The sequence below is a fragment of the Achromobacter ruhlandii genome (genome assembly GCF_002082135.1).
GTDB lineage: Bacteria > Pseudomonadota > Gammaproteobacteria > Burkholderiales > Burkholderiaceae_B > Achromobacter > Achromobacter ruhlandii.
Genome location: NZ_CP017433.1, coordinates 38,931 through 62,916, shown reverse-complemented (window position 1 = coordinate 62,916; position 23,986 = coordinate 38,931). Strand labels below are relative to the sequence as shown.

General features: G+C 66.3%; 15 protein-coding genes. 3 read left to right on the top strand and 12 right to left on the bottom strand.

All coding sequences use genetic code 11. The features are described 5' to 3' along the window. Window positions 1-29: 29 nt before the first annotated feature. From AruCF_RS30170 to AruCF_RS00240, 3 genes are all read left to right on the top strand, one after another. Complete coding sequence (locus AruCF_RS30170; RefSeq protein ID WP_158324569.1) at window positions 30-224, top strand: type VI immunity family protein; 195 nt, start codon at window positions 30-32, stop codon at window positions 222-224. A 115-nt stretch (window positions 225-339) separates the two neighbouring features. After that, window positions 340-702, top strand: a complete 363-nt coding sequence (locus AruCF_RS00245) for a hypothetical protein (protein WP_049070384.1) — start codon at window positions 340-342, stop codon at window positions 700-702. Further along, entirely contained in the window at window positions 702-1,334 is a 633-nt protein-coding gene (locus AruCF_RS00240; RefSeq protein WP_049070382.1) for an ATPase, read from the top strand. The genes AruCF_RS00245 and AruCF_RS00240 overlap by 1 nt, the downstream gene beginning before the upstream one ends. An 842-nt stretch (window positions 1,335-2,176) precedes the next feature. Here AruCF_RS00240 and AruCF_RS00235 read toward each other — a convergent pair. The 12 genes from AruCF_RS00235 to AruCF_RS00180 form a co-directional block, all read right to left on the bottom strand. Further along, window positions 2,177-2,776 (bottom strand): immunity 42 family protein, encoded by a 600-nt coding sequence (locus AruCF_RS00235; protein WP_158324568.1) that lies wholly within the window; start codon window positions 2,774-2,776, stop codon window positions 2,177-2,179. Between the two features lies 1 nt (window position 2,777). Continuing rightward, window positions 2,778-13,460: a two-partner secretion domain-containing protein gene (locus tag AruCF_RS00230; RefSeq protein ID WP_083036481.1), complete on the bottom strand. Its 10,683-nt coding sequence runs from the start codon at window positions 13,458-13,460 to the stop codon at window positions 2,778-2,780. Window positions 13,461-13,527: 67 nt separating this feature from the next. Continuing rightward, entirely contained in the window at window positions 13,528-15,231 is a 1,704-nt protein-coding gene (locus AruCF_RS00225) for a ShlB/FhaC/HecB family hemolysin secretion/activation protein (protein ID WP_063569811.1), read from the bottom strand. 344 nt (window positions 15,232-15,575) lie between these two features. Beyond that, entirely contained in the window at window positions 15,576-15,962 is a 387-nt protein-coding gene (locus AruCF_RS00220) for a RidA family protein (protein ID WP_049070378.1), read from the bottom strand. After that, complete coding sequence (locus tag AruCF_RS00215; RefSeq protein WP_049070376.1) at window positions 15,959-17,122, bottom strand: NAD(P)/FAD-dependent oxidoreductase; 1,164 nt, start codon at window positions 17,120-17,122, stop codon at window positions 15,959-15,961. Before AruCF_RS00215 ends, AruCF_RS00220 begins: the two co-directional genes overlap by 4 nt. 9 nt (window positions 17,123-17,131) lie before the next feature. Further along, window positions 17,132-18,574 (bottom strand): FAD/NAD(P)-dependent oxidoreductase, encoded by a 1,443-nt coding sequence (locus tag AruCF_RS00210; RefSeq protein ID WP_049070375.1) that lies wholly within the window; start codon window positions 18,572-18,574, stop codon window positions 17,132-17,134. Next, a complete protein-coding gene (locus AruCF_RS00205) occupies window positions 18,571-18,879 on the bottom strand; it encodes a (2Fe-2S)-binding protein (protein ID WP_006389495.1) in 309 nt (102 codons plus the stop codon). Before AruCF_RS00205 ends, AruCF_RS00210 begins: the two co-directional genes overlap by 4 nt. Next, a complete protein-coding gene (locus AruCF_RS00200; protein WP_049070374.1) occupies window positions 18,863-20,020 on the bottom strand; it encodes an NAD(P)/FAD-dependent oxidoreductase in 1,158 nt (385 codons plus the stop codon). The genes AruCF_RS00205 and AruCF_RS00200 overlap by 17 nt, the downstream gene beginning before the upstream one ends. Continuing rightward, window positions 20,020-20,820 (bottom strand): ABC transporter permease, encoded by an 801-nt coding sequence (locus tag AruCF_RS00195; RefSeq protein WP_006389497.1) that lies wholly within the window; start codon window positions 20,818-20,820, stop codon window positions 20,020-20,022. Before AruCF_RS00195 ends, AruCF_RS00200 begins: the two co-directional genes overlap by 1 nt. A 1-nt stretch (window position 20,821) precedes the next feature. Beyond that, window positions 20,822-21,688 (bottom strand): ABC transporter permease, encoded by an 867-nt coding sequence (locus tag AruCF_RS00190; RefSeq protein ID WP_049070373.1) that lies wholly within the window; start codon window positions 21,686-21,688, stop codon window positions 20,822-20,824. Beyond that, the gene (locus AruCF_RS00185; protein ID WP_020925745.1) at window positions 21,685-22,740 is read right to left on the bottom strand and encodes an ABC transporter ATP-binding protein; all 1,056 of its coding nucleotides are present in this window, start codon (window positions 22,738-22,740) and stop codon (window positions 21,685-21,687) included. Before AruCF_RS00185 ends, AruCF_RS00190 begins: the two co-directional genes overlap by 4 nt. A gap of 55 nt (window positions 22,741-22,795) precedes the next feature. Next, window positions 22,796-23,827 carry an ABC transporter substrate-binding protein gene (locus AruCF_RS00180; RefSeq protein WP_049070372.1) on the bottom strand — a complete coding sequence of 344 codons (1,032 nt, stop codon included), beginning with the start codon at window positions 23,825-23,827 and terminating at the stop codon, window positions 22,796-22,798. Window positions 23,828-23,986: the final 159 nt, after the last annotated feature.

Below are 23,986 nucleotides of genomic sequence, written 5' to 3'. Positions count from 1 at the left end.
GGGGACTGGCCCATGGCGGCTTCGGCTTTGTGCTGTCCCCCTCCGAATGGAACAGCGACCAACCGACGGAAGCCTTTGCGTCAGAACAGGCCCGCGGCGTTGACGTGGGGGCACCGGTCTTCTCTGCCATGGTGCGCAAACCCGACACGCTCAAGACGATGTCTTGGCTCACTGCAATCAATCGCGACATGGTGACGCGGCGCGGTTTATCCGGCCCCATATAAGAAAGGGTCGGCATGAGCGGTCCAAGAGGGCAATTAGTGATAAAAGGCCAAAAAGGGTAAAATTGACCAAGAGGCCATCAAGGCCGATTCGAAAGCCCTCGTTGGGAGAACGATCATGGCTGCTTCCGCATTGCTCGCTGAACCTATCGCCCGCCTGCCGGCGAAGCCTGCTTCGGCAGTCAAGAAGGACGGCTGGCGGGGGGTCGTCCGCAGTCTTGCCGCCGCCGAAGGAAAGCTCGTCGTCACGAACCACGATGAGCCGGAGGCCGTGATCATGACGGTGGCCGAGTACACGCGCATCATAGACGCGCTGAACGCTGCCCAGGCCGCCGTGCCGGACCCGGTCGAAGAACTGCGCCGCAGCTTCGATCAACGACTTGCCGCGCTGTCCGCCCCCGACGCGGCTGAGCGCCTGCGAAGCGTTATGCGCAACCCAGGCCCGTTGGCTGGCCGAGTTAAGGCCGGCTCCACGTTTTGATGGAACGCCCAATTCTGTATGTGCTGGCGGGAGTGAATGGCGCCGGCAAAAGCTCAGTGGGCGGCCATATCCTGACTCAGGCCGGCATGGCCTGGTTCAACCCTGACACCTTCGCTCGTGAGCTTGTACAGCGCTTGGGCCGGTCCCAAGATCAGGCCAATGCGGAAGCGTGGGCGGAAGGGGTGCGGCGGCTGGACGCGGCAGTCGCGGCGGGCGGGTCGTTCGCCTTCGAAACCACCCTGGGCGGCCAGACCATCGTGGAAAAGCTCATCGCCGCGGCGTCGACCCACGATGTGCTGGTCTGGTACTGCGGCCTGCGCGACGCCGAGCACCATATTGCGCGTGTGCGGGCCCGGGTGGCGCGCGGTGGCCACGACATCCCCGAAGAACGCATCCGCGAGCGCTGCAAGACGTCCTACCGCAATCTGCTGAAATTGATGCCGCACCTGGTCAGTCTGCGGGTCTACGACAACAGCGTGGACGTGGAGCCTGGCGAGGCCGTACCTGAGCCGGCTCTGGTCCTCTACGTGGACGATGGCCAGGTGCTCTATCCCACTTCGCTAGCGGAGATGCGGGACACGCCCGATTGGGCGAAGCCGCTCGTTGAGGCCTCGTTGTCGGCCAGCGAGTAGTGCGGCCTGAACGCAGCGCAGACATAAGGGGAACAGGGGCGTAAACGGACACGGGACCGGCCCGGACCCAGGCGTGGATCAGGTCGAGGCGGCCGCGTGCAGGGGCGCCGATTGCTCAACGTGTAATTGCGCGCTCAACTTATCCAACGTCCCCCGCTACTAGCGATGGGAACGGGTCCGATAGGCCGGGCGGCACGCCGTGCCATTCCGTCAGCAGGCGCAATAGCGGACGAATCACTTCGCCCGGGGCGCGGTATTAGATCGGCAGCATCCACGAGTGGGCATGACAACCAGACACGGCGACGAGACTAGAAGACTGTCCTACGCCAATGCCATATCTTCCATCCACAATTTTCATTGCGGACTTTCACTCTATCCAGAAAAGTGCTTTAGGCATAACGATACGATGCGCCACAAATGACTCAGGTCATTCAGCAGCCCGACATTTCACTTTTCAAGCGCGCGCATAAACTTTTCGACTTCAGCGGCGTCAAGATCTCGATATTCTGAGATCAGGCTTGAACCACAAATGAATCCGACCATATCGCAATAAGCCGCGTATACCCGTGGCAATGATCGCCAGATCATGTCCGGCGGCCGCCGTCGAACCGAAGGCCGAGGACGCATTGCGATCAGTCGTGATGCGGCTCTTGCTGGCGCCCAGGCTGAGCTTGATGCTGACACCACCAGCTTTGTCGATTGAATTGCTGATCTGGCGGACGAGTTCGTAGCGGTTGCGCGTGTCCTGCTCGATGCGTTCGCCCCTGCACTCGGCTTGGGCTATATGAGATCACACAGGCGGCCTACAAAGAATAGGACGAAAACCCTTAATTCTTAAAAAATCAGGCCGATTCCGCCCCGCCTGGGATCGTTGACGAAATCAATTTCAAATTTTTTTTTCGCATTGCCAAATCATATTCCCTGACTTTCCTCACAATCTCCTTAACGGCATCGACGCTCATAAATACCTCAACCACCTCGGGATTTGGAATCCTTTCCCAGAAATTTCGGTCATCAGGGCCGGGTAACAGCCTCGCCATTTTCGCGCCGATTATTCGAACAGTATCGTTGCATGCCACACAAAAAACATGACTCCTGAAATCTTCAATATTTACCGTTGACGCTTTATACAGAAATATATTACCAATGCCATCCAGATTTTCGACATCGTCGTGATAGTCCGGATATGCCAACTCAAACATTAAATTGAAGGCTTCTTCTTTACTCATTTTGAAGATTTCGCAATTTTCCGGTGGCGAAACTAATGCGCTATACCCCAAAAAATCACGAAGATCGACGTCTAGCGTTGAAGTAACCAGCTCATCCGGAAACATTTTTCCATCCAGCATGAAATGGAATAAACCGTACCTAAAGGTTTCGGTGCTCCATTCCGGAACATATTCAATCAACACAGCAAATTCGTAAGGATTGCCAAAAATCAATTTATTTCCCCTTTCCAGGAAAATTGAAGAACCTTCTTATTTCGATTGGAATGTAATCTTTTTCTAGACCATTCCTTTTATCTCCCGTACTGCCTGACCAGTGCCAAGTTCCATCATTTGAATCAGAGAACCGATGAATATTCCCTTCCGCATCCTTTGCAAATCGCTGCCCCTCCTTTCCCTGCACCGAATTGGCAAACAAGTCCAGAGAATTCCTTGGCTCTAATCCCGCGTTGGGCCTGCTTGCAGTTTGACCTGGCGTGTGCTTTGGACTCGATTCATAAACCAACCCATTGGAAGCAGTTACGGGCTCAGGGGCAGGCAATGCACTGCCTTTCCCCTTCTGTCCAATTGGCGCTTTCGTATTGCCGGATATCTTATTGGGCCGGACAGCCCCCACTGCCGCAGCAGCCCCAAGCGCTCCTTCCGTGGCAATGCTATTCCACGCGTCCTTCTTTGCCTCTTCCGAGCCCGCCAAGATCGCCCGCTGCAGAACCTCATTACGGTCGCTCAGGATGAGCAGGCTCATGCCCTTGACGGCCTTCAATTCCTCACGGTCCGCCTCGCTCAGACCACCTTCCCGCCGGCTTTTCTCCAGCAGCTCGCTTGCGCGCGCGTCGTAGCTGGCGGCCAACGCTGTCAACTTCCGCGCGTTCTTCGCGCACTCCGCGCCTTCACAATCCACTAGCTCGGCACGCTGCTTTTTGCTGAGATCAGCGTATCGAGCCCTCACCTCATCCCGGCAAGCAGTGTCCTTGCACTGCACCCACTCGCGGATACGCCCCTCCTGCTGCAAGACGGTCAGATGATTGCTCTCAGTCTCCAACGCCGCCGAATAGGTGGCGACCACCGCATCGGCGCCCACAGCCGTCGATATCCCCGCCACCAACGACCGCACCAGATTGCTGCGTTGTTCCTTCTCTGTCGGATTGAGCTTCTTGCCATCCTGATCGAGCAAGGCGTTGAGCACGGCCCCCACTCCGGCTCCCAGCGCACCCGCCGAGCAATTGGCACCCGTGCTCGCGGCACCCGCGCATCCCACAATCGCATGCAGCGCGGCACGCGCGGCCTCGCCCTTCGGGCCAGGCTCCATCTGTGCAACGAGCTTTTTGACCTCCGTTGCACCTAGCCCTTGCAGATAATTGACTGCGGTCGCCTGGATCGCGTCACCCGCCGCGCCGGTCACATTGCCGCTCACAGCCCCCAAGATCGCAGTCAGCCAGCGACGGCTCTCGCCGCCCGGCCCCCACGTCTTCGCATCCTCAAAAGCTTGCTTTAATTGATCTCGACGGGGTCCTTCAGGCTCGTTCTTCAGCGCATCTTCCAGTGCCTTGGCTTCCCTGGCCCGCGTTTCCAGGAACTGCCCGACTTGCCGATTGACCTCCGACGCGATCTCGAACCCCGCCTCGATCTTCTCCTTGTCGAAGATCGGCTTGAGCGCATTCAACGTGTCCGACGACGTGTCGCGATTCAGCGCGGCGATCGTTTGAGTCGCCGTCAGTCCGGTTAAGTCCTGCTGCGCGACTTCATCGCGAATGACGACATTGCCGCCGCTGATCGCGCTGCGCGTGGTCGAGCTGGCTTTGCCGGAAGCGCCCGCGACAACAGGCAGGCCTGCCGACGCCCCGCCCTTATCGCCCGATTCCCGCGCCGTGTCGGCGCCGCCCGCCGCCTGGCCGTTGGCGTTCGCGGCTACGTCCGCTTTGCCCGCATCGCCTTTCTTGGGTGCGCCCCCGCCGTCGCCGCCCCAGCTATAGCCCCCGCTCAGGGCAATCTGGTCGGCCTTGTACCGGGCCGTGTTCTTTACATCCTGAACATCCAGCGTGTCCGTGCCGAGCGCGTTTCGGCCTTCCAGCGCCGCGCGCTCGCTGCTGGATATCGCCGCGCCGACCAAGGTCGTGTTTCGCGCGATATCCAGTTGGAAGCCGCCGTCGCCCGCCTTCAGGCCGGCCTGTTCGCTGGCGGATCGGAAGTCGCTGTTCATCCGGCCTTGGGCGACGTGGCCCGACACCGAACTCTTGCAGTAGCCGTACACGCAGATGTTGGCCTTGACCCCGATGCTTTGCTGCTTGGCGTCGTAGGTGCTGGCGTCCTGCAGGGTCTCCAGGCGCAAGTCCTTGCCCACCGACGCGATGATCCGGTCGGCTCGACCGGTCGCACCGATCAAAGAGGTGTCAGCGCCGGATCGCAACGCCAGCACGTTGCCGGCGCTCACGTCGGCATAGGTCCAACGGGTGTCCTTGCCATCGGCGCGGCCACGAGCGCCGCTGACGCCGATGGTGACCATGACGCCAGCCCCGTTCTCACTGTCGGCCGACACGCCGATGCCCACGCTTGCGCTGGAACTCTTGTTCTTCGTGTTCTGCTCGAAGGTGTTTTGCGCGGCCCGCAGCTGGATGTTCCCGTCGGCCTCAAGCAGGACATTGCCGCCCGCCGACAAGCGCGATCCCGTGAGCGTGATGTCCGAAGCGGACCCCGCGCCCTGGGCGAGGAGGGTGAGGTCCTGGCCGGCGGCCACCGTCGATCCGGCCGTCGACGAAGACGCGCGGTCCGTAGCGCTCTGGCTCTTGCTGGTGCCCAGGTCGATACTGAGGCTGACGCCGCCCGCGCTTTTCGGGTCCGCCATCATCGCGTCGTAGGCATTGAGCGCGGCAAGGCCCGTGGTCGCCAGGGCCAGGCCCTGCATGACCTTGTTGTCGGTCTTGCCGGCGGCCTCGTTCATCCGGCCGGCGGTCTGCATCGCGCTAATCAGCGGCGCGCTGGCGTTGATGCTGGCGCCGGATTGCTTGACCTCGTGCAATTCCTTGTCGCGCGTGGTGTCGAGCGCCGCGGCGATATTGATGCCGCGCCCGGTCAGCGTCACATCGCCCTGGCGCGCCAGGACGTTGCTGCCCGTCACGTTCAGTGCGCGCTCCGCGCGGATCAGCGTATCGCCTTCGACGCTGCCGACGGTGCTCGCGGTATGGAACACGTTCTTGCCGTCGAGCGAGTCGGTTTGCCTGCGCGTGCCGTAGCTCAGCCCGCCCATCGCGCCCAGCCCCGACTTCTTGACCATCTTGTAGTCATAGCGGTCGGAAGTGTTCTCGCCGGGCAGAATGTTCACGTCACGCCGGGCCGATGCGGTCAGGTCATGCTGCGCGCCGACGTTCGATCCCGTCACGTTCAGGTCGCGGCCCGCCGTCAGCACCGCCGTGTCGCCCGTCAGCGTCGAGGCCTGTGCTTGTTCCCAGGCCGAGGAACTGATGGTGTGAGAGGTGCTGCTGGACAGGAATCCGCGCTTTTTTCGATAACTCTCGGCATAGGTGGAGCCCGCGGCCACCCCCGCGGCCACGTTGAGATCCCGCCCGGCGTGCACCGCCAATTGCTTACCGGCCGTCGCGTCCGCCACGCGTGCATTGACGTCCTGGCCCGCGATCCATGTCATATCGCCGCCGGCCGTGAGCGTCGCGCCGATCTCCCGGCTGGCCATCAGTTCATGACGGTTACGCGCATCACCCACGATTCGTTCGCCATGGTTCCGAGCGACCGTTTCGAGCCTGACGTCGCGCCCGGCCTGCAGGTACGCATCCTCACTGGCCGACACCTGCGCGGCCGTCAACGTGATGTCGCGCCCCGCCTGCAGATTGAGCCTGCCTGCGTCCACGCTGGACACGCCGCTTAGATGCGTACCCCAGGTGCTGCCGAAATTCTCGGAGGCCGTTGTCGACGTCAGCGCGATGTCATTTCCGGCCGATAGCGCCACCGCGGCACCCTTGATCAGCGAGGCCAGATTGGTCAGATATTCGCGGGCGGAAAGGTCGACCAGGGCGCCCTGGATACGGCCGCCTGCCTGATTCAGAATGTTGGCCGACGTCATCACGGTGGCTGCGCGAGCGCCGATGGTGCCGCTGTTGACGATGTCGCCCTCGGCCGCCAGCGTCACGTCACGACCAGCCATCAGTGTGCCGTCGCCCTTTAAGTCGGTCGGCCGAACCAGCAGATAGACACGTGGAACCAGCACGGCTTCGGTCGTGCCATCAGGCAGCGTGACCGTCTCTTCAACCAGCCAGACGAGGTCAGCGGTCAATTGACGCTGCTGCGCCTCGCTCAGCGCCACCCCGACCTTCAAGCCGTTAAGCTGGCCGAACCGCGCTCCCTCGGTCATCAGCGCCTTGTATTGCGCGTCGTAGTCGCTGTAGTTCTCCAGGAAACGCTGGCCAGAGGAAGCCAGGATCTGATCTGACACCAGTCTCTGCTCATAGAAGCCATCGCCCAGGCGCCTGGGCTGGCCGGTGGGCGTAAGAAACCCTGCGCCAGGGGGAAGCAGGGCGCTCCAATCCGACAAGCGCGCGTCGGACGGCTCCTTGCCGGCGGTCGCGGCGCCCATTGGGGTGCCCGGCGAAGCACCGGGCCGGCGCAGCACGTCCAGCAGATAGTCGCTGGACACCGACGGATGCGGGCCGACGAAGCGCGGGTCGGTGGCAACGATGTAGGGCGCGTCCGGCTTGCCGCTAACGGCAAAGAGCTGACTGTCCGGAATGCTGACGGGATTGGATACACTACGCACAGCCGCATGGCCAGGCAGGGTCACGCTGGCGATCTGTACCGTTCCAGGCGCTGGCGGGCGACTGGCGCCAGGGCTGGAACCCACGAGCGCAACCCCGACATTGCTGCCCGACGTCCCCACCGGCAACTCGATCGGCTCCGCGGCCATGGTTTCGTTATAGGGGGACCGGCTCTCCGTGCGCCTGCGGCCATGCTCGTCCGTGAAAACTTGCGTACCCGCGCGCGTGATGCTGCGGGTACCGGCCGCGCCGATATTGACGATTGCCGGACCTTGCACAGACAGCATCCCGCCTGCCGCAATCTGGCTCTTGTCGTTGGTGACCACGCCGGTAAGCGCCATGCCCCCGCCCGACAAAATCTTTGCGGGATCGGTGGCGGTCGTGCGTGTCTCGGTGACGGTTTCCGTGACGATGTAGTAATAGAACCCTTCGACCAGTCGTCTTTTGTATTCCTGGTTAAACGCGTAGATGCGCGCGTTCAACTCCTGAAACGGAGCCTGATACTGCGCGAAGGCCTGCTCGTAGGCACGCCGACGCGCGGCCTGCCTCTCGGCGCACACCCCCGGCTTGTCGCTGCATGCAATATAGGGAGTCCAGGTTGGCATCGGGCCGTCCGGCGGCGTCACGCCGAACACCTGCCAGATACTCGCGTCCGTTGCGTACACATGTATCGGGCGGGTGGCTCTATGTGCGCTCACCAATGGCCCCTCGAATTGGCAACCCCGACTGCCATCCGCGCTGGCGCAAACTGTTATGCGGGGCACAACCGCCGGAGCAATAGGCACATTCGGGCCTTTCTTATCACCGACCACGAACGGCGCATAATCAAAGGGCGGCCCGTAGCGCGATGCCGGGTACTTGTCCGACGGCAGCAAAAACCGGTGATTTGAGTCGTTCTCCAGGAACGTCAAGGGATCCTTGCCACATACGGGCCGATCCGTCTCACATAACCAGTTCGTATCGGCGTCGTACATGACCTGCGAGTTGAGGGTTCTGAAGTACACCTTGGGCTTGGACGACACCTGCGCCGTTTCACTGGCATAGTGGTCGTTCTGGTTGCGAATGAAGGCGGCCGAGATATCGGCATCGCCCACCGCCTCGATGACGGCCGAGGCATTCAAGAGCGAAGCCGCCTGATCGACAGCCGCGCCTTGCGCATCCAGCGCGCCGCCGATGCGCAGATCAGCGCCCGAATAGATGAGTGCGTGGTCACGGTTGGTGAGCGACCCCACCCCGAGATTCATGTTTCCGCGCGAGGCGATGACGGCGCCGCCGCCCGCTCCGGCGCCATTGACCAGGGTGCCCGCCTGGATGGACAACGTGTCGCCATAGACGCGGCCGGTGTTCTCCAAGCGATCCGCGGCGATGCGCGTCGAGCCGCCGTCGATAAGACCCGCGTTGGTCAAGCCGCGCGCGACCGTGATGGCATTGGCGCCGCCGGCCAACAGTTCGCCCGAGGCCTGATTGTTCAGCGAGTCCGCCGTGATGGTCAGATCGCGGACGGCGCTGATCCTGGCGCGGTTGTCCATGTCGCCGCCCACGGACAGCGCAAGGTCGCGGCCGCTGGCGATGTCGCCTTCCTGGCTCAGGGAGCCGGCGTATTGAAGCGACAGATCACCCGCCGACTGCAACGTCCCGAGCCCTTGCAAGACCTTCGTGGTCACCGTCAGGCGCTTGTCCGCCAACAGCTTGCCTTCGGCGTTGTTCAACCCGTCAGCAAGAATTCGCGCATTGCCCTGGGAGACGATTTCGCCGCCGGTGTTGTCCAGGTCCTTGGCGGCCAGCGTCAGGTCTTCGCGCGCCCGCACGGAACCCGTCTGGTTGCCAACACGGTCCGCCAGAATGTCGATCACCTTTGCCAGCACGCCCTTGGATGGATCGCCGTCCATGGTCAAGGTGCCGCTGTTGTCAAGGCTGGCGGCGCGTAGTGTCAGGGCGTTGTCGGCCTGGATCAGGCCTGCGCGGTTGTCCACCGCGCGGGTGGGGGCGGGGGAGGAGGTTGCAGTGATGGTCACATCGCGACCGGCCAGGATGCCGTGGCGGTTGGCGATGGCAGCGGCCTCGATGCGCGCGGTGCCCGCCGCGCCAATCCGCCCACCGGTGTTGTCGAGATTTCCGCCAAGCGTGATCGCGGCATCGCTCGTTGCGGCCAGCTCGCCACCCTGGTTGCGCAGATTGGCGGCGGTGACGTCCAGGGTCCCGCTCTGGACGACCGCGTTGCGGCTGTCCACGTCGCCCGGCGTGGACAGCGCCACCTTGGAGATGGCGGACAGCTTGCCGTCCGTCAGGTCCAGGCCATCCGCGGACAGGCTCAGCGTCCCGCCGGCCAAACTCGCGCCCCGGTGCACGATGGAACCCGCCGCCAGCGTGAGGCTGCCGGGCAGATTGAGGGCGCCATCGGTGTCCACGCCGGCCACGAACTGGCCGGCGTTCGCGAGTTGTCCGGCGGCGCTGGCGATCAGATCGCCGCCAGCCAGCACCGAGCCCATGTTGTCCAGCGTGGTTCCGGCCTTCAGGCTGGCGCGCCCGGCTGCCGTGGCGATACCTGCGTTGCCCAGCGCGACGCCTGCGCTCAGGTCCAGCGCCGCGCCGGACTGCAAGCGGGCGTCCGTCGTGGTGCTGAGTGCGCCGGCGGCATGGATGTCGAGATCGCCCGTTTGCGTCGCGGCGAGGCCGCCCAGCGTCGCGTCGGTGCCCGCGCGCAGGGTCATACCGTGTTGCGCGACCATCGAACCCAGCGCGGTGAGTGCGCCGCCTGCTTGAGCTGTCAGCCCACCACCCGCCTGCTGCCGCGAGGTCGCGTGCAGCGCGAGGTCGCCGCGCTGCGCGGTCAGCGAGAGATCGCCCAGCAGCGCAGCGGCCGTGCCATCGACGCGGAGGGAGTCGCCCGCGGTCAAAGATTGCGAGCCGCCCGACAACATGCGGCCAGCCACTTCCAGTTCCCCTGACGCGGAGGCGTTCAACGTACGGCCAGCTTGCACCAGCCCGGCCGTGCCCACCGCCACGTCACGGCCTGTCAGCGTCAAGGTCGCGTCGGTGGCGGTGGTACCGTTCAAGTGCGCGTCGTGCGTGGCGGCAAGCCGCATGTCTCCCACGGAACTGAGGGCGCCCGCCACGAACAGGGAGCGCCGCGCGTTGGCGGTCAGCGTACCGGCGGCCTGCAACGACCCGTCCTGTTTGACGACGACATCGCTCCCAGCCGTGAGGGAGGCATCGCCCGCTGAACGCCCGCCCAGCGCAGCCGCCAGACCGCCCACGCGGACGTCCCCTTTTGCGGCAAGCGTCAGGCCGCCGCCGGCGGCAATGACGCCATCAGCGTCCAGCTGGGCGCCGGCACTCGCGTTCAGGTTCTGCGACGCCTGCATCCTGCCGGTTGCCGCGACTTCCAGGTTTGCGCCCGCGTCGGCCGTGAGTACGCCATCCAGCGCGGTGGCGACACCATCGATACGGATATCGCGCTGCGCGCCCAAGATGACAGGCGAACCGGCGGTCGCCGTGCCCGTGATGAGCAAGTCGCGGGCCGCCTGTGCCTGCAGCATGCCCCGGTCGGCCCCCATTTCGGCGCCCTTGGCCGTGCCCGCGATGCCAGCGATTCGCAGATCCTGGTCCGCGCGCAGCAGCAACCTGGCGCTGCCCTGGGCCAGGCCCGTCTCGCCAATGGTCAGATCATCGCTCGCGTCGATGCGCAAGGTAGCGTTGGCGACGGTCTTGCCGTTCAACTGCGCATTCGTGCCGGCTTTCAGGGTGATGTCCTGCCGGCCGGAAATCGTGCCGTTCGCCAGCAGCTTGCTCCCGGCCCGCGCCGTCAGTGATCCGCCGGCCTGCAGCGCACTCGCACTGCCGAGCAGCATGGCGCCACCGCTGCTGGCCTCGAGCGCACCCGCATCCGCCAGTACCGTGCCATCCACGGTCAAGTCCTTTTCGACTCGAAGCGTCGCGGCTTGGCCTGCCTCCAACGTACCCGCCAACGCCCCGCTGTCCGCTCGTGCCAGGATCGAACCATTGGCCTGCTGTTGCGATCCTGCCAAGGTGGTCAACTCACTGCGCGTCTGAATGACCAGATTGCCGGCGGCGAAGTGCTGGCCCGCAAGACGCTGATTACCTGAAGAATCCAGTATCAGGTCGCCTAGCGATGTCATCGCGCCCGCCGCCGTCAACGTACTGCCCGCGCGTGCTTGCATTGCGCCGCCCGCCAGCGCCTGGCTGTCGGCAGACAGGTGCATGGCTCGTCCGGCGATCAGATCCAGGGGCCCATTAGCGGACGCAGTGGCGCCGGACAAATCCACTCGGCCGCCGGCTTCCACGCGCATGCCCAGGTTGCCGCGCGTCGTGCCGGCCAGCGATAGGTCTCCCGCCGCGAGCATCCGCGTTTTGCCGGATGCGTCTGCCTGCCCGGCGGCGCCAACCGATAGATGACGCCCGGCGTCCAGATCCAGCGATCCTCCGGCACTGAGCTTGCCGTCCACACGCGTATCGCGCGTGGCGCGCGCCTGGACGTCGGCCGTGGACACCAACGTACCGCCCAAGGCCAGGTCGCGGCCGGCGCTGGTGTCCACCCGCTCGCCTTGCAGCTTGCCCGTCGAACCCAGCACAAGATCATTGCCGCTTGTCAGGCTCAGGGCCGCGTCGGTCAAGACTGTCCCGCCCAGGGACACATCGTGGCCTGCTCGCATCGTCACATTGCCGGCCGACTGCAATTGCGTGCCGGCTGCCAGGGTCAAGTTCCCGTCGGCCTCGGTCAGCAGCGTTCCTGCCGCGACCACCTGTTGCGGCAGCACCAGGTCGCGCCCCGCCTGCAGCGTGACGCCGTCCTTCGCGGACACCCGGCCACCCTCCAGGGATACGCCGCCGCGCGAGTCGGCCGGCGCGTTGGACGGCTCGACCGACGCCGCGCCGGCCTGCGCAGCGGCGCCGCTATCCGCGGCTCCCCCTTGAACGGGTGGCGGCATCGCGGCCTGACCCGCCACCGTCAGATTGCGCCCGGATTGCATGCGCGCGTCCTGGCCGGACGTCAGCAGCCTTGCCGACATCGACAGATCCCTGCCGGCGGCCACGCGCAGGGCCCCCTGTGTGCGCAGGCTTCCCAGCGGACCCACCGCCACATCGCCACCCGCGTTCATGCTCAGCAGCGCGCCCGCGCCGACCGCGCCGGGCACCGAAACATCGGCCGTGGCGGCCAGCGTGACGGCGCCTGTCGCCTGCGCCGCGCCCTGCACGGCCAAGGTACCGCCGCTATTCACGCGCAAATCACCCGCCGCCTGCACGGTGGCGCGCGGCGCAATGCGCACATCGCCGGCGGCATTGACTTGCAGATCGCCCGTCAGCGCGGCCAGATTGCCGCCGATGTTCACCCCCACGCCGGCCTCGGTGCCGATCAGGCGGATGCTGTTGGCGTACATGCCGCCCAGCGCGGCGGTGTCCAGCGCCACGATGGGCGCGGGGCCGTCACCCGCCTGCGCGGATATGGCGTCCGAGCCATAGTCAACGCGCGATGCGCCAGCCGTCACGTTCAGCCGGTTCGCCCAGATGCCCGCGTTGATCTCCAGCGTGCGCGCGAGCAGGTCCACCTGGCTGAGGTTCATGCCGTTCAGGCCTTGCCCCTCGACCGCGAGCCGGCCTGTCGTCACGTCAAAACCGATGCCGCCGTCCGGCCCAACGCGCGGCTTGCCGGTGGTCAGGGTGGCGCGGTCCGCGTTCAGGAATCCGCAGCCATTGCAGGTGATGCCCGCCGGGTTGGCGACGATGACGTTGGCCCGATTGCCCGCCACTTCCAACGTGCCGAGCAGTTGCGACGGATTGGGCGCGGTGACCTGGTTGAGAATGGTGCCAGCATGCCGATTGCCCAGCATGAGATTGCCCGACACTTGCCCGGCCAGTTGCGTCTGGCTGGCGCCGCCGCTGTTGTTGAGCACCACTCCGGATGGGCCGACGTTGAATTGCGTGTAGCGGTTGTTCGAGACGCCGCCGGCCGAAGGCGGCGCGATGTTGACGACAGGCACGCCATGGCTGACGCCGACGGACGGCCGGGCGCCCGGCACGCTTCTGTCCACCGAGCTCGGCAGGGTCTGCGCCAGCACCGGCGACCAGACCTGCGTGAAGACCACGGACCACACGATCAGGGAACGTAACTTGGACATCATGCGTACTCGGTTGAACCAAGAATGGGAACTGGCCTTGTGAATGTCTCGACAACGCAAGGCGGCGGGCTTAGAACTCGAACATCAGCGTCGCGGCGAATACGGGGGAGGCGGTTTTCAACGACTCAGGCTTTTGCAATGGCCAGCCAGCGGAAACGTCGTAGCTGGCGCTGACCGCATTGGCGGCACCGGGCAGGGCGGCGCGGCCGCGCAGCCCGATCACCGCGCCGGCCAGCGTGCGGCCGGACAGCCACATCGCAGACGGGCCACCCACGCGGCCCACGTCCAGGCCCGCATACCCCTGATGGCCGGGCACGCGCAGCAGCTCGCCCAGGTCCAGCGACAGGTCATTGCGCAGGGTCCAGCCGTCTTCCGCGGCCAGCGTCATCTGCCCTTCGAAGCCGCGCACCGCGTAGCGGTTGCCGATGGTGAAGTAGTCGGCGGGCACGATGGGCGTCTTGGCGTGCTGGATCTGCCAGTTGACCTGGTACGCCATCTGCTGCCCCGCCACCTTGAAGGGCAGGTATAGACCTGCATTGGCCGTCAGGATGGTGCTGCGCCCGTTCCAGTCGGGATCGCCGTAGACGTAGCCGGGCTGATCGGAGAACTGCGGCAGCGTGCCGCGCACGCCGCCGCCAACGTCCAGCACCATCTGGTCGATGTATTGGCGATGGCCGTAGCTGAATTCGTAGCCGACCACGTCGCGCCGCTGCACCTCGATGTCGATGTCGTTGAGGGTGCTGCTCGCGCGCTTGCGCAGGAACTTCAGCATGGCGGTGCCCTTGTAGCTGGCGCCCCGGTAGGGCACCACCGACACGCCCGCTTCCACCTGCTTGCTGGTGCCGCCGTAGACGATGGGTTCATCGAAGCCGGCCACGGTCTGGCGGTAGCGCGACTTGCTGGCGCCGGCGAATAAAGTCCAGTAGCCGAACGGGATGCTGTAGTTGATGGACGCGGCGCGCGAGCCGGCGTCGCTGTTGCGCAGGTCGGCGTTGCTGTTCCAGGAGACCGACAACTGGTCGTACAGGAACAGCGGCGAATCCAGCGTGAGCCCGGCGTTGACCTGGTTCTTGCCGGTGGACTCCATGCCGGCGTTGTCCCCGCCCACGTAGGCATGCCAGCGCTTACCCGTGCCGGGCTTGATGATGATGTCGGAGTCGCCCAGTTCAGGGCCGGGCGCGACGTCGATCGACGCGTCCGCCTGGCCGGCCAGCCGGCGGATGTTCTCCAGCGCCTGGTCCAGATCGCGCTGGTTGACCTCGCCGCCCGGCCAGGTCGGCAAGGCGGTACGCCACCAGCCGGGCGCGCCGTCGCTCTTGACCCCGGAGATACGGCCCGGCACATAGCGCAGGGTCAGGGTGCCGCTGGCCAGCGATTGCTCCGGCACCAGCACGCGGGCGGTGATCAGGCCGCGGTCGATCAGGCGAGCCATCAGGTGTTCCTGAAGGACGCGCAGGCCCTGCCCGCCGATGCATTGCCCAAGCGTGGCCTCGGCGGCGCGGCGCAAAGCGGTCGGCGGACCGGCGCTATCCCACACCACCTGGGCGATGGTGAAGCAGGGCGATTCCTCGGGGAAGACGAGCGGCCCCTCGCCGGGGACGGCGGGCGGCACCGACAGCACGTCCGGCCTTTCGGCGGCGCGGGCGCGCTGCGCGTCCAGCTCCTGCTCCTGGCGGCGTTGGATCTCGCTGGCGCGCGTGGCGGCATCCGAGGGCAGGGGTTGCGCGGCCAGCCATGACGGGAAAGCCAGGGCGGCGGTGAACCCAAGGCACAGCCTCAGGCTGGCGGCACGGTGCGCGGCGGCCCGCCTGGGACGCCACCAGCCTCGCGGCGCACCATGATGGTGGCGGCAAGAGGCCTCGATATTGCGGATGAAAACCTGACCGGCTGGCACGCTACGAATTCCCGAAGGCCGAACTTGCCGGCCCATCCAAAGCACTTCCTTGTCAACGCGCCGATTATCAACAGCGAGAAAGCGCAAAACCGGGAAAATGCATCGCGGGATAACGAAATAAGGCGTGTCCGAGGCCGGACCTGGCCTTCACCCGCCGCTGTCAGGGTCGCGACGGGACGCCACGGGAAAGATCCGGCAGCACGCTGCCGGATCGTTGTGGCCGATCAGGCTTCCGACACTGGCCCGCCGACATATCCCGGCCGCTTAGCGGCCGTGACGATGATCTCGACCAGCAGATCGGGCGAGGCCAGCTTGGCCTCGCAGGTCGCGCGCGTCGGCAGCGCATTGGCCGGCGCCCACTCGGCCCACACGGCGTTCATGCCGGCGAAATCGCGCTCGATGTCCTTGAGCCAGATCTGCGCCGACAGCAGCCGCGTCTTGTCCGAATCGGCCTGCTTCAGATAGCCGTCGATCTTGGCCAGCACGTCGCGCGTCTGCGCGGCGATGCCGCCTTCGGCCGACGAGGTCACGCCCGCGACGTACACGGTGTTGCCGTGAATCACGATGCGGCTCAGGCGCTCGTTAGAATCCTTGCGCACGATGTCATTCATGAGTGCTGCTCCTTTGAAGTGGATGCCGGCGCGCCCGCGGCGCCGGCGAAACGATCGATGGCGAACGGCGCGATCGGCAGATCGGTCACGCCAGTGGTGATCAGATCGGCCATGATACGGCCGACGATCGGGCCCAGCTCGAAGCCGTGGGCCGAGAAGCCGAAGGCGTGGAAGGCGCTGTCGTAACGCTGGCTGCGGCCGATCACCGGGATCTCGTCGGGCATGGCGGCCTCGATGCCGGCCCAGCCACGGTTCACGATCGCTTGCCGCATGTGCGGAAACAGGTCGCAGACAGTGCGCGCGCCCTCGGCCAGTGAACGGAAGTCCAGCTCGGTCCATTCCGCGTCGCGATCGACCCAGGCGCGGCGGCCGCCACCGATCAGCACCGTGCCGTTGGCGCGCTGCTTGAACGACAGCGGCCGGCCGGTGCCCAGCACCACCGCGTCCAGGAAATGATCCATGCGCAGCGTCACCAGCATCATCGGGCTGATGGCGGTCAGCGGCACCGGCTCGCCCCACTCGGCGGCGACGCGGTCGGCCCAGGCGCCGGCGCAGTTGAGCACCTGCGGCGCGGTGTAGACGCCGGCGTCGGTCTCGACCCGCCACTGGCCATTTTCATGCGCGGTGCGCAGCACGCGCACGCCTTCCAGGAAGCGCGCGCCCAGGCTGGCGGCCTTGCGGCGGAACGCCAGCGTGGTGCGGTAGGGATCGGCGGCGGCGTCCTCGCGCGCGATCAGGCCGCCTTGCACCGTGGGCGTCAGCGCGGGAATCATCGCCAGCAATTCATCGCGGTCGATCCATTGCTCATGCGTGTAGCCATGCTGTTGCATGGTCGCCAGACGCGCGCGCAGCGCCGCCGCGTCGACCTCGTTCTCGGCCACGCGCACCTGCCCGTGCTGTTCGAAACCGCAATCGTCATCGACCAGCTCGCCAATGCGATACCAGAGCTCGCGCGAGGCCAGCGCCAGCGGCACTTCGGCCAGGTGCCGCGCCAGGGTGCGCACGCCGCCGGCGTTCACGCCCGAGGCATGGCGGCCCACGTAGTTCTTTTCGATCACCAGCGCCGGCACGCCGGCGCGCGCCAGATGCAGCGCCGCCGAACTGCCGTGCAGGCCGCCGCCGATGATGATGACGGCGGCCGAGCGCGAAGCGTCCGTCATGGCGGGCTCCTATTTCTTCAGCCGCACCACCGCCTGGCGCGACTCGTCGGTCTGCGGCAGCGAGGCCAGCTCGCCCAGCGTCAACGGCTTGGTCGGAAAGCGCAGGCGGTAGTAGCCGACCTCGGGCACCGGCACGCCGCGTTCCTCGGCGATGATCTCCGACACCGTCAGGCCACAGAAGCGGCCCTGGCACGGCCCCATGCCGCAGCGCAGGAAGGCCTTCATCTGGTTCGGGCCGCTGCAGCCGAGCTTGACGGTGTCACGCACCTGCGCCGCCGTCACCTCCTCGCAGCGGCAGACGATGGTGTCGCCGGTGGGGCGACGGAAACGCTCGGGCGCCTTGTACAGGGCATCGAAGAACTCGCGTCCGCGTACCGCCCGCGCCAGCGCGGCGCGGGGCGCGGTGGCCTCGCTGTCGCGCCGCGCCGCGTCGATGCGGCCCAGCAGATGCGCGGCCTGCAACGCCGCCAGCCGGCCGCGTTGCTCGGCGGCCAGCGCGCCCGCGATGCCGGCGCCGTCGCCCGCCATGCCAACGCCGTCCACCGAGGTCAGGCCCCAGTCATCCACGTCCGGTTCCCAGCAATCGAGCGCCGCGTTCCAGCGATGCTCGGCGCCGATGGCGCGCGACAGGTTGACGTTGGGCACCACGCCCTGATGCAGCATCAACTGTTGCGCCGGCAGCGTCTTGGTGATGCCGCCGGCGGAGTAGCGCACGCTTTCCAGCTTGTCCTGCCCCAACGCTTCCAGTGCCGTCACGCCCTTGATGATGGGTATTTCCGCCTTGACCGCGCGCAGCAGCGACAGCCCCTTGCCCAGATAGGGCGAGCGCAGGAAGTCCCACACCTTCGGCAAGGCCTGGCGCAAGCGGCCGGGCGGCGTGGTTTCGAGCAGCGCGTCGACCTTGACGCCGGCGTTCAGGTATTGCCAGGCCACCAGGTACAGCAGCGGGCCGCAGCCGGCCAGCACGGTGCGGTCGGCCGGCACCACGCCGGCGGACTTCAGCAGGATCTGCGCCGCGCCGGCGGTGATGACGCCGGGCAGCGTCCAGCCCGGAATGGGGAACGGCCGTTCCTGCGCGCCGGTGGCCAGCAGCAGGCGCCGCGCATGCAGAATGCGCGCTTCGCCCGCCACCGAATACGCCACCTCGAAGCCGCGCCGCGGCTCGGGCGCGGTGCGCTCGGCCACCGCCCACACGGTCGCGCCCGGCACATAACGCGCGCCCGACTGCCGGAACGGCTCGACCAGGGAGGCGCCGTGCCAGTAATCCGGTCCCAACACCGCGCGGTCGGTGACCGGCGTGGTGGTGATGGCGCGGTAGATCTGTCCGCCCGGCGCCGCCTGTTCGTCCAGCAGCACCGTGTCCACGCCCAGCCGCGCGGCCGTGGTGGCGGCGGCCAATCCGGCGGGGCCGGCGCCCACCACCAGCAAATCGCATTGCGTCGTCTCGATCATGCCTGCACCTTGCGCGCGCCCAGCTGGCGCTCGATCTTCATGCCATCACGCACGGCCGTCATGCAGCCCTGCTGGTTGGCCTGGCCGTCGATCGTGACCAGGCAGTCGTAGCACACGCCCATCATGCAATAGGGGCCGCGCGGCACTTCGCCCACCGCGGTGTCGCGACAGGCCTGCATGCCGCCGGCAAAGAGCGCCGCGGCCACGCTGTCGCCGGCGCGGCATTGCAGCTCGGCGCCATTCACCGTCACCCGCACCGGCGCGCCCTGCGCCTGGCGCTGCGCCTCGTCAAGCCTCTTGAACATGGAACCTCCGGGTCGAGAAGGGCGCCATGTCGTCGGCCAACTGGCCGGCGGCGATCATGGGCGCCAGTTTGAGCGCGTGCGCGGCCGCCAGGGTGACGCCGCTGTGACAGGTGGCGACGAAGGCGCCGGGGCACGTCTCGGATTGTTGATAGATGGGGAAACCGTCCTTGGACATCACGCGCAGCGCGGCCCAGCTACGCACCACCCGCACCTCGCGCAGGGCGGGCAGGGTGCGCACGGCACGGTCGGCCAGCGTGCCCAGGATCGGCAGGCCCACCTGGTTGTCCACATAGCCGGCCTCTTCCTGCGAATCGCCGATCAGCCAGGTGCCTTCGTCGGTCTGGCGCAGCGTGGACAGTGGCGTTTCCAGCAGGCGGCGGGTGCGTTCCAGCACCACGATCTGGCCGCGCTGCGGCCGCACCGGCACCGTCAAGCCGACCTGTTCGCCCAGCGCCTTGTTCGACAGGCCGCTGGCCAGCACCAGCTTGCGCGCCCGCACCGTGCCGGTGGGCGTGGTCACCTCGAACACGCCGTCGCGCTGGCGGACCTGCTGCGCCGGACAGCGCGGCAGGTAATCCACAGCCCGCTGTGCAAAACTCATGTGCAGCGCGCGCAGCAGCTTGAGCGGATTGGCGATGCCGTCCACCGGCGTCCAGGTGGCGCCGCGCACCTCGGGGCCAATGCCGGGCACCATGTCGGCAAGCTCGTGGCGGTCCAGCATTTTCCAGTCGTACTGCGCCATGCCGGGCTGCGCCAGCAGCGTGCGCATGAAGGTGGCGCGCGCTTCCATTTCCTCGTCGCTCAACAACGCGTGCAGGCCGCCGCGCTGCTCCAGGTGCACGTCCACGCCGGTCTGCTCCCGCAGCTCGGCCGCCAGCCGCGGCCAGGCGCCGGCCGAGGTCATGGTCCACACGCCGTAGCGCGGCAGGCCCATGCCCTTGCTCTGCACCCAGACCAGGCCGAAGTTGCCGCGCGAGGCGCGGTAGGCCACGTCGCCTTCGTCCAATACCGCGACGTGGTCGAGTTCGCGCCGCAGCCCGTAGGCCACGGCCGAGCCGACCAGGCCGCCGCCGATCACCACGGCGTCGTAGACGCCGCGATGCGCCGGCGCGCGCGGCGCCTGTTGTATTTCTTCCGTCATTAGCGTCCCTTTCCGACAAACAGCTTTTCCAGGCCGACCAGGCGGTCCAGGATGAAGATGGCGATGATGGTCACATAGATCAGCACGGCCGACACCGCCGTCACCAGCGGGTCGATGGTGTCCTCGATGTGCAGGAAGATGCGCACCGGCAGCGTGGTGGTGGACGGCGAAGCGATGAAGATCGACATGGTCAGCTCGTCGAAGCTGGTGATGAAGGCGATCACCCAGCCGCTGACCACGCCCGGCAGCAGCAGCGGCAGCACCACGCGCCGGAACGCGGTCCAGTGGGACGCGCCCAGCGACTGCGCCGCGCGCTCCAGCGCCGGATCGATGCCGGTGGCCGAGGCCAGCACCAGCCGCAGCGCATAGGGCATCACCAGGATCACGTGCGCCACCACCAACCCCACGTAAGTGCCGGCCAGGTCCACGGTGGTGAAGAACTTCAGGAAGGCCAGCCCCAGCACCACGTGCGGAATCATCAGCGGCGACAGGAAGAACGCCACCAGCGCCTCGCGGCCGCGAAAGCGGTTGCGCGCCAGCGCCAGCGCGCTCGGCACCGCCAGCGCGATCGCCAGCGTGGCCGACAGCGTGCCCAGCCCCAGGCTGAACCAGAACGCCTCGATGAAGCGCGGGTTGTCCAGGATGGCGCGGAACCAGCGCAGCGACAGCCCCCCGCTGGGCAGCGAGATGAAGCCTTCGGACGTGAACGCCACCGCGCACACCATCACGATGGGCGCCAGGATGAACAGGATGAACAGCGTATGGAACAGCAGGCCGATGGGACCGTTGCGGAAGTTCATGTCAGGCCCCCGACGGATTGAAGACCGCGCCATAGCGGCGCTCGATCAGCCGGTTGGCCGACAGCAGCACCACCACGGTCGCCACCAGCAGCACCACCGCCAGCGCCGCGCCCAGCGGCCAGTTGAGCGTGTTCAGGAACTCGTCGTAGGCGGCGGTGGCCACGTTCTTCAGGCGCCGGCCGCCGATGATGGCCGGCGTGGCGAAGGAACTGGCGGCCATCGCGAACACCATGATCGACCCCGACAGGATGCCCGGCATGACCTGCGGCACGATCACGCGCCGGATCACCGTGAACTGGCTGGCGCCCAGCGACAGCGCGGCGGCCTCGGTCGACGGGTTGATACGCTGCAACGACGCCCACACCGCGATCACCATGAACGGCACCAGCACGTGGGTGAGCGCGATGCCCACGCCCAGGTTGCTGTACATCAGGTCGATCGGTGTGGCGATCAGGCCGATTCCCATCAACGCCTTGTTGATGAGTCCGGTGGACCCGAACAGCAGCGCCCAGCCCAGCGTGCGCACCACCACCGAGATCAGCAGCGGCCCCAGCACCACCATCAAGAACAGGCCCTTCCACGGATTGGCCATGCGCGACAGCACGTAGGCCTCGGCCGTGCCCAGCACCAGGCACGCCAGCGTCACCAGCGCCGCCACGCCGAAGGTGCGGGCGTGGATCTCGTAGTAATAGCCGTCGCTGAAAATCTCGATGTAGTTCTTCCAGGTGAAGGTGGCCTGCATGCCGCCGTAGAACTGGAAGTCGAAGAAGCTGATCAGCAGCACCAGGGCCATCGGCACCACCAGGAAGGTGGCGTACACCGCCAGCGCCGGCGCGCTCAGCAGCCAGGGGTTGGCGCGCGCGCTCATTTTGCCGGCTCCTGGCCGGCCACCGCGCACATGTCCTGCGCGCGCCAGCGCAGATGTACCGTCGCGCCCTCGGCAGGCACCGGCACGCCATCGTTCTGGCGGATCACCATGACTTCGCCCACCGAGGTCTCGACCTGGCACAGCCAGTGGTTGCCCTGGAACACGCGCGTCTTCATGCGGCCGGGCAGGGCACAGGCGCCGGCCTCGGCAAACAGGATCTTCTCGGGCCGCACGATCACCGCGCCCTGCGGCACGGGCTGCCCGTCCATGGCGATGTGGGCCTCGCCGATGCGCGCCCGCACCTCGCCGTCATAAGACTGGGGCGTGGGCGTGAACACATTGGCCTTGCCCAGGAAGCCGCCGACGAAGCGGTTCGACGGCCCTTCATACGCGGCGAACGGCTCGGCCACCTGCTCGACCCGGCCCTGGTTCATCACCACGATACGATCGGACAGCGCCAGCGCTTCGGACTGGTCGTGCGTCACCAGGATGGTGGTGGTGCCGACGGTGCGCTGGATGCTGCGCAGTTCCAGCTGCATTTCCTCGCGCAGCTTGGCGTCCAGGTTCGACAGCGGTTCGTCCAGCAGCAGCACGCTGGGGCGGATCACCAGCGCGCGCGCCAGCGCCACGCGCTGCTGCTGGCCGCCCGACATGCGCGCCGGATGACGGTCGGCCAGATGCGACAGGCCCACCAGCTTGAGCGCCTCGGCAACCCGCGCCTGCCGCTCGTCCTTGCCGACCCGCTGCATCTCCAGGCCGAACGACACGTTCTCGGCCGCGGTCATGTGCGGAAACAGCGCATAGTTCTGGAACACCATGCCCAGCCCGCGCTTGTTCGCGGGCGTGCGGCTGACGTCCTTGCCGTCCAGCACGATGCTGCCGCCGCTGGGCTCGACGAACCCGGCGATCATCTGCAGCGTGGTGGTCTTGCCGCAGCCGGACGGCCCCAGCAGCGAGATGAACTCGCCGCGTTCGACCGACAGGCTCAGGTCCTCGACCGCCGTCAGGTCGCCGTAGCGCTTGGACAGGCGGTTCAATACGAGATAACTCATGGATGCTCCCGCTGGCGGCGCGCCCGCGCCGCCGTTGCGTCCCGGTGTATGAACGTCAACGCTCGATTTCACGCGTCCAGCGCTTGTTCCAGTCGTCCCGGTTCTGGTTGACCGTGTCCCAGTCGATCACGATCAGGTCGGCGGCGCGCTTGCCGATCGGCAGCGGCACGCGCGGATCGTCGGCCACCTTGGCCTGCTTGTTGACCGGGCCGTAGCCGTAGGCGCTGGCCAGCTGCTCCTGCACCTTCGGGCTGACCAGATAGTTGACGAAGGCCTGCGCCAGCGGATTGGCGTTGGCCTTGGCCACCGGGCACACCGACGACAGCAACGCGTAGGCGCCCTCCTGCGGATAGACGAAGCCCACCGGGAAGCCGGTGTCGGCGAAGGCCTTGACGCGGCCGCTGCCCCACACGGCGATGGTGGCCTGTCCGCTGGAGAACAGTTCGGTCATCTTGCCCGGCGACGGTTCGTACACCAGCACGTTGGGGCCGACCTCGTCCTTGAAGGTCTTGAAGCCGGCGTCGATCTTCTTCTCGCCGCCGCCGCCCTCGCGGGCGTATTCCACCAGCGCGTGCAGGCCGTAGGTGTTGTTCAGCGGCGGCACCACCAATTGCTTCTTGTACTTGGGATCCTTCAGGTCCTTCCAGGAGGTGGGCGCGGCCCACTTGCGCTCGTCGAAGACCTTCTTGTTGTACATGATGCCGGTGGCGACGATGCCGATGGCAACCGCCTTGTCGTCCTTGTAGCGCGCGGTGCCGTAGATGTCGTCGGCCGGCAGGCCCTGGATCGGCGCGCAGAAGCCCAGCGCGATGGCTTGATACATCGGGCCGTCGTCGATGATGGCCACGTCGATCTGCTGGTTGCTTTTCTGCGCCTGCAGGCGCGCCACCGTGTTGGTGGAGTTGCCGGCCACGTAATCCAGCTCGACGCCATGCTGCTTGGCGAAGGGCGGGAAGATGTCCTTGCGCATGATGTCTTCGAACGAGCCGCCGTAGCCGGCCACCACCAACTTCTGCTGCGCCTGCGCCGTGGCGCATACGCCGACGGCCACCGTGGCCGCCGCCAGGACTGCGAGTACCTTGCCCATGAAAACCCCCGTTTATTGGAAGAGAACTGCAAGAACTGCCGGTGCTGCCTGAATCCGGGGATGGACTCGCCGCAGAAAAAAATGCGGACCCGCTTGCCCCGCGACCCCATGTCCGCCGTACAATTTGTCCGTACATGAATGTCCGGACAAATAATGGAT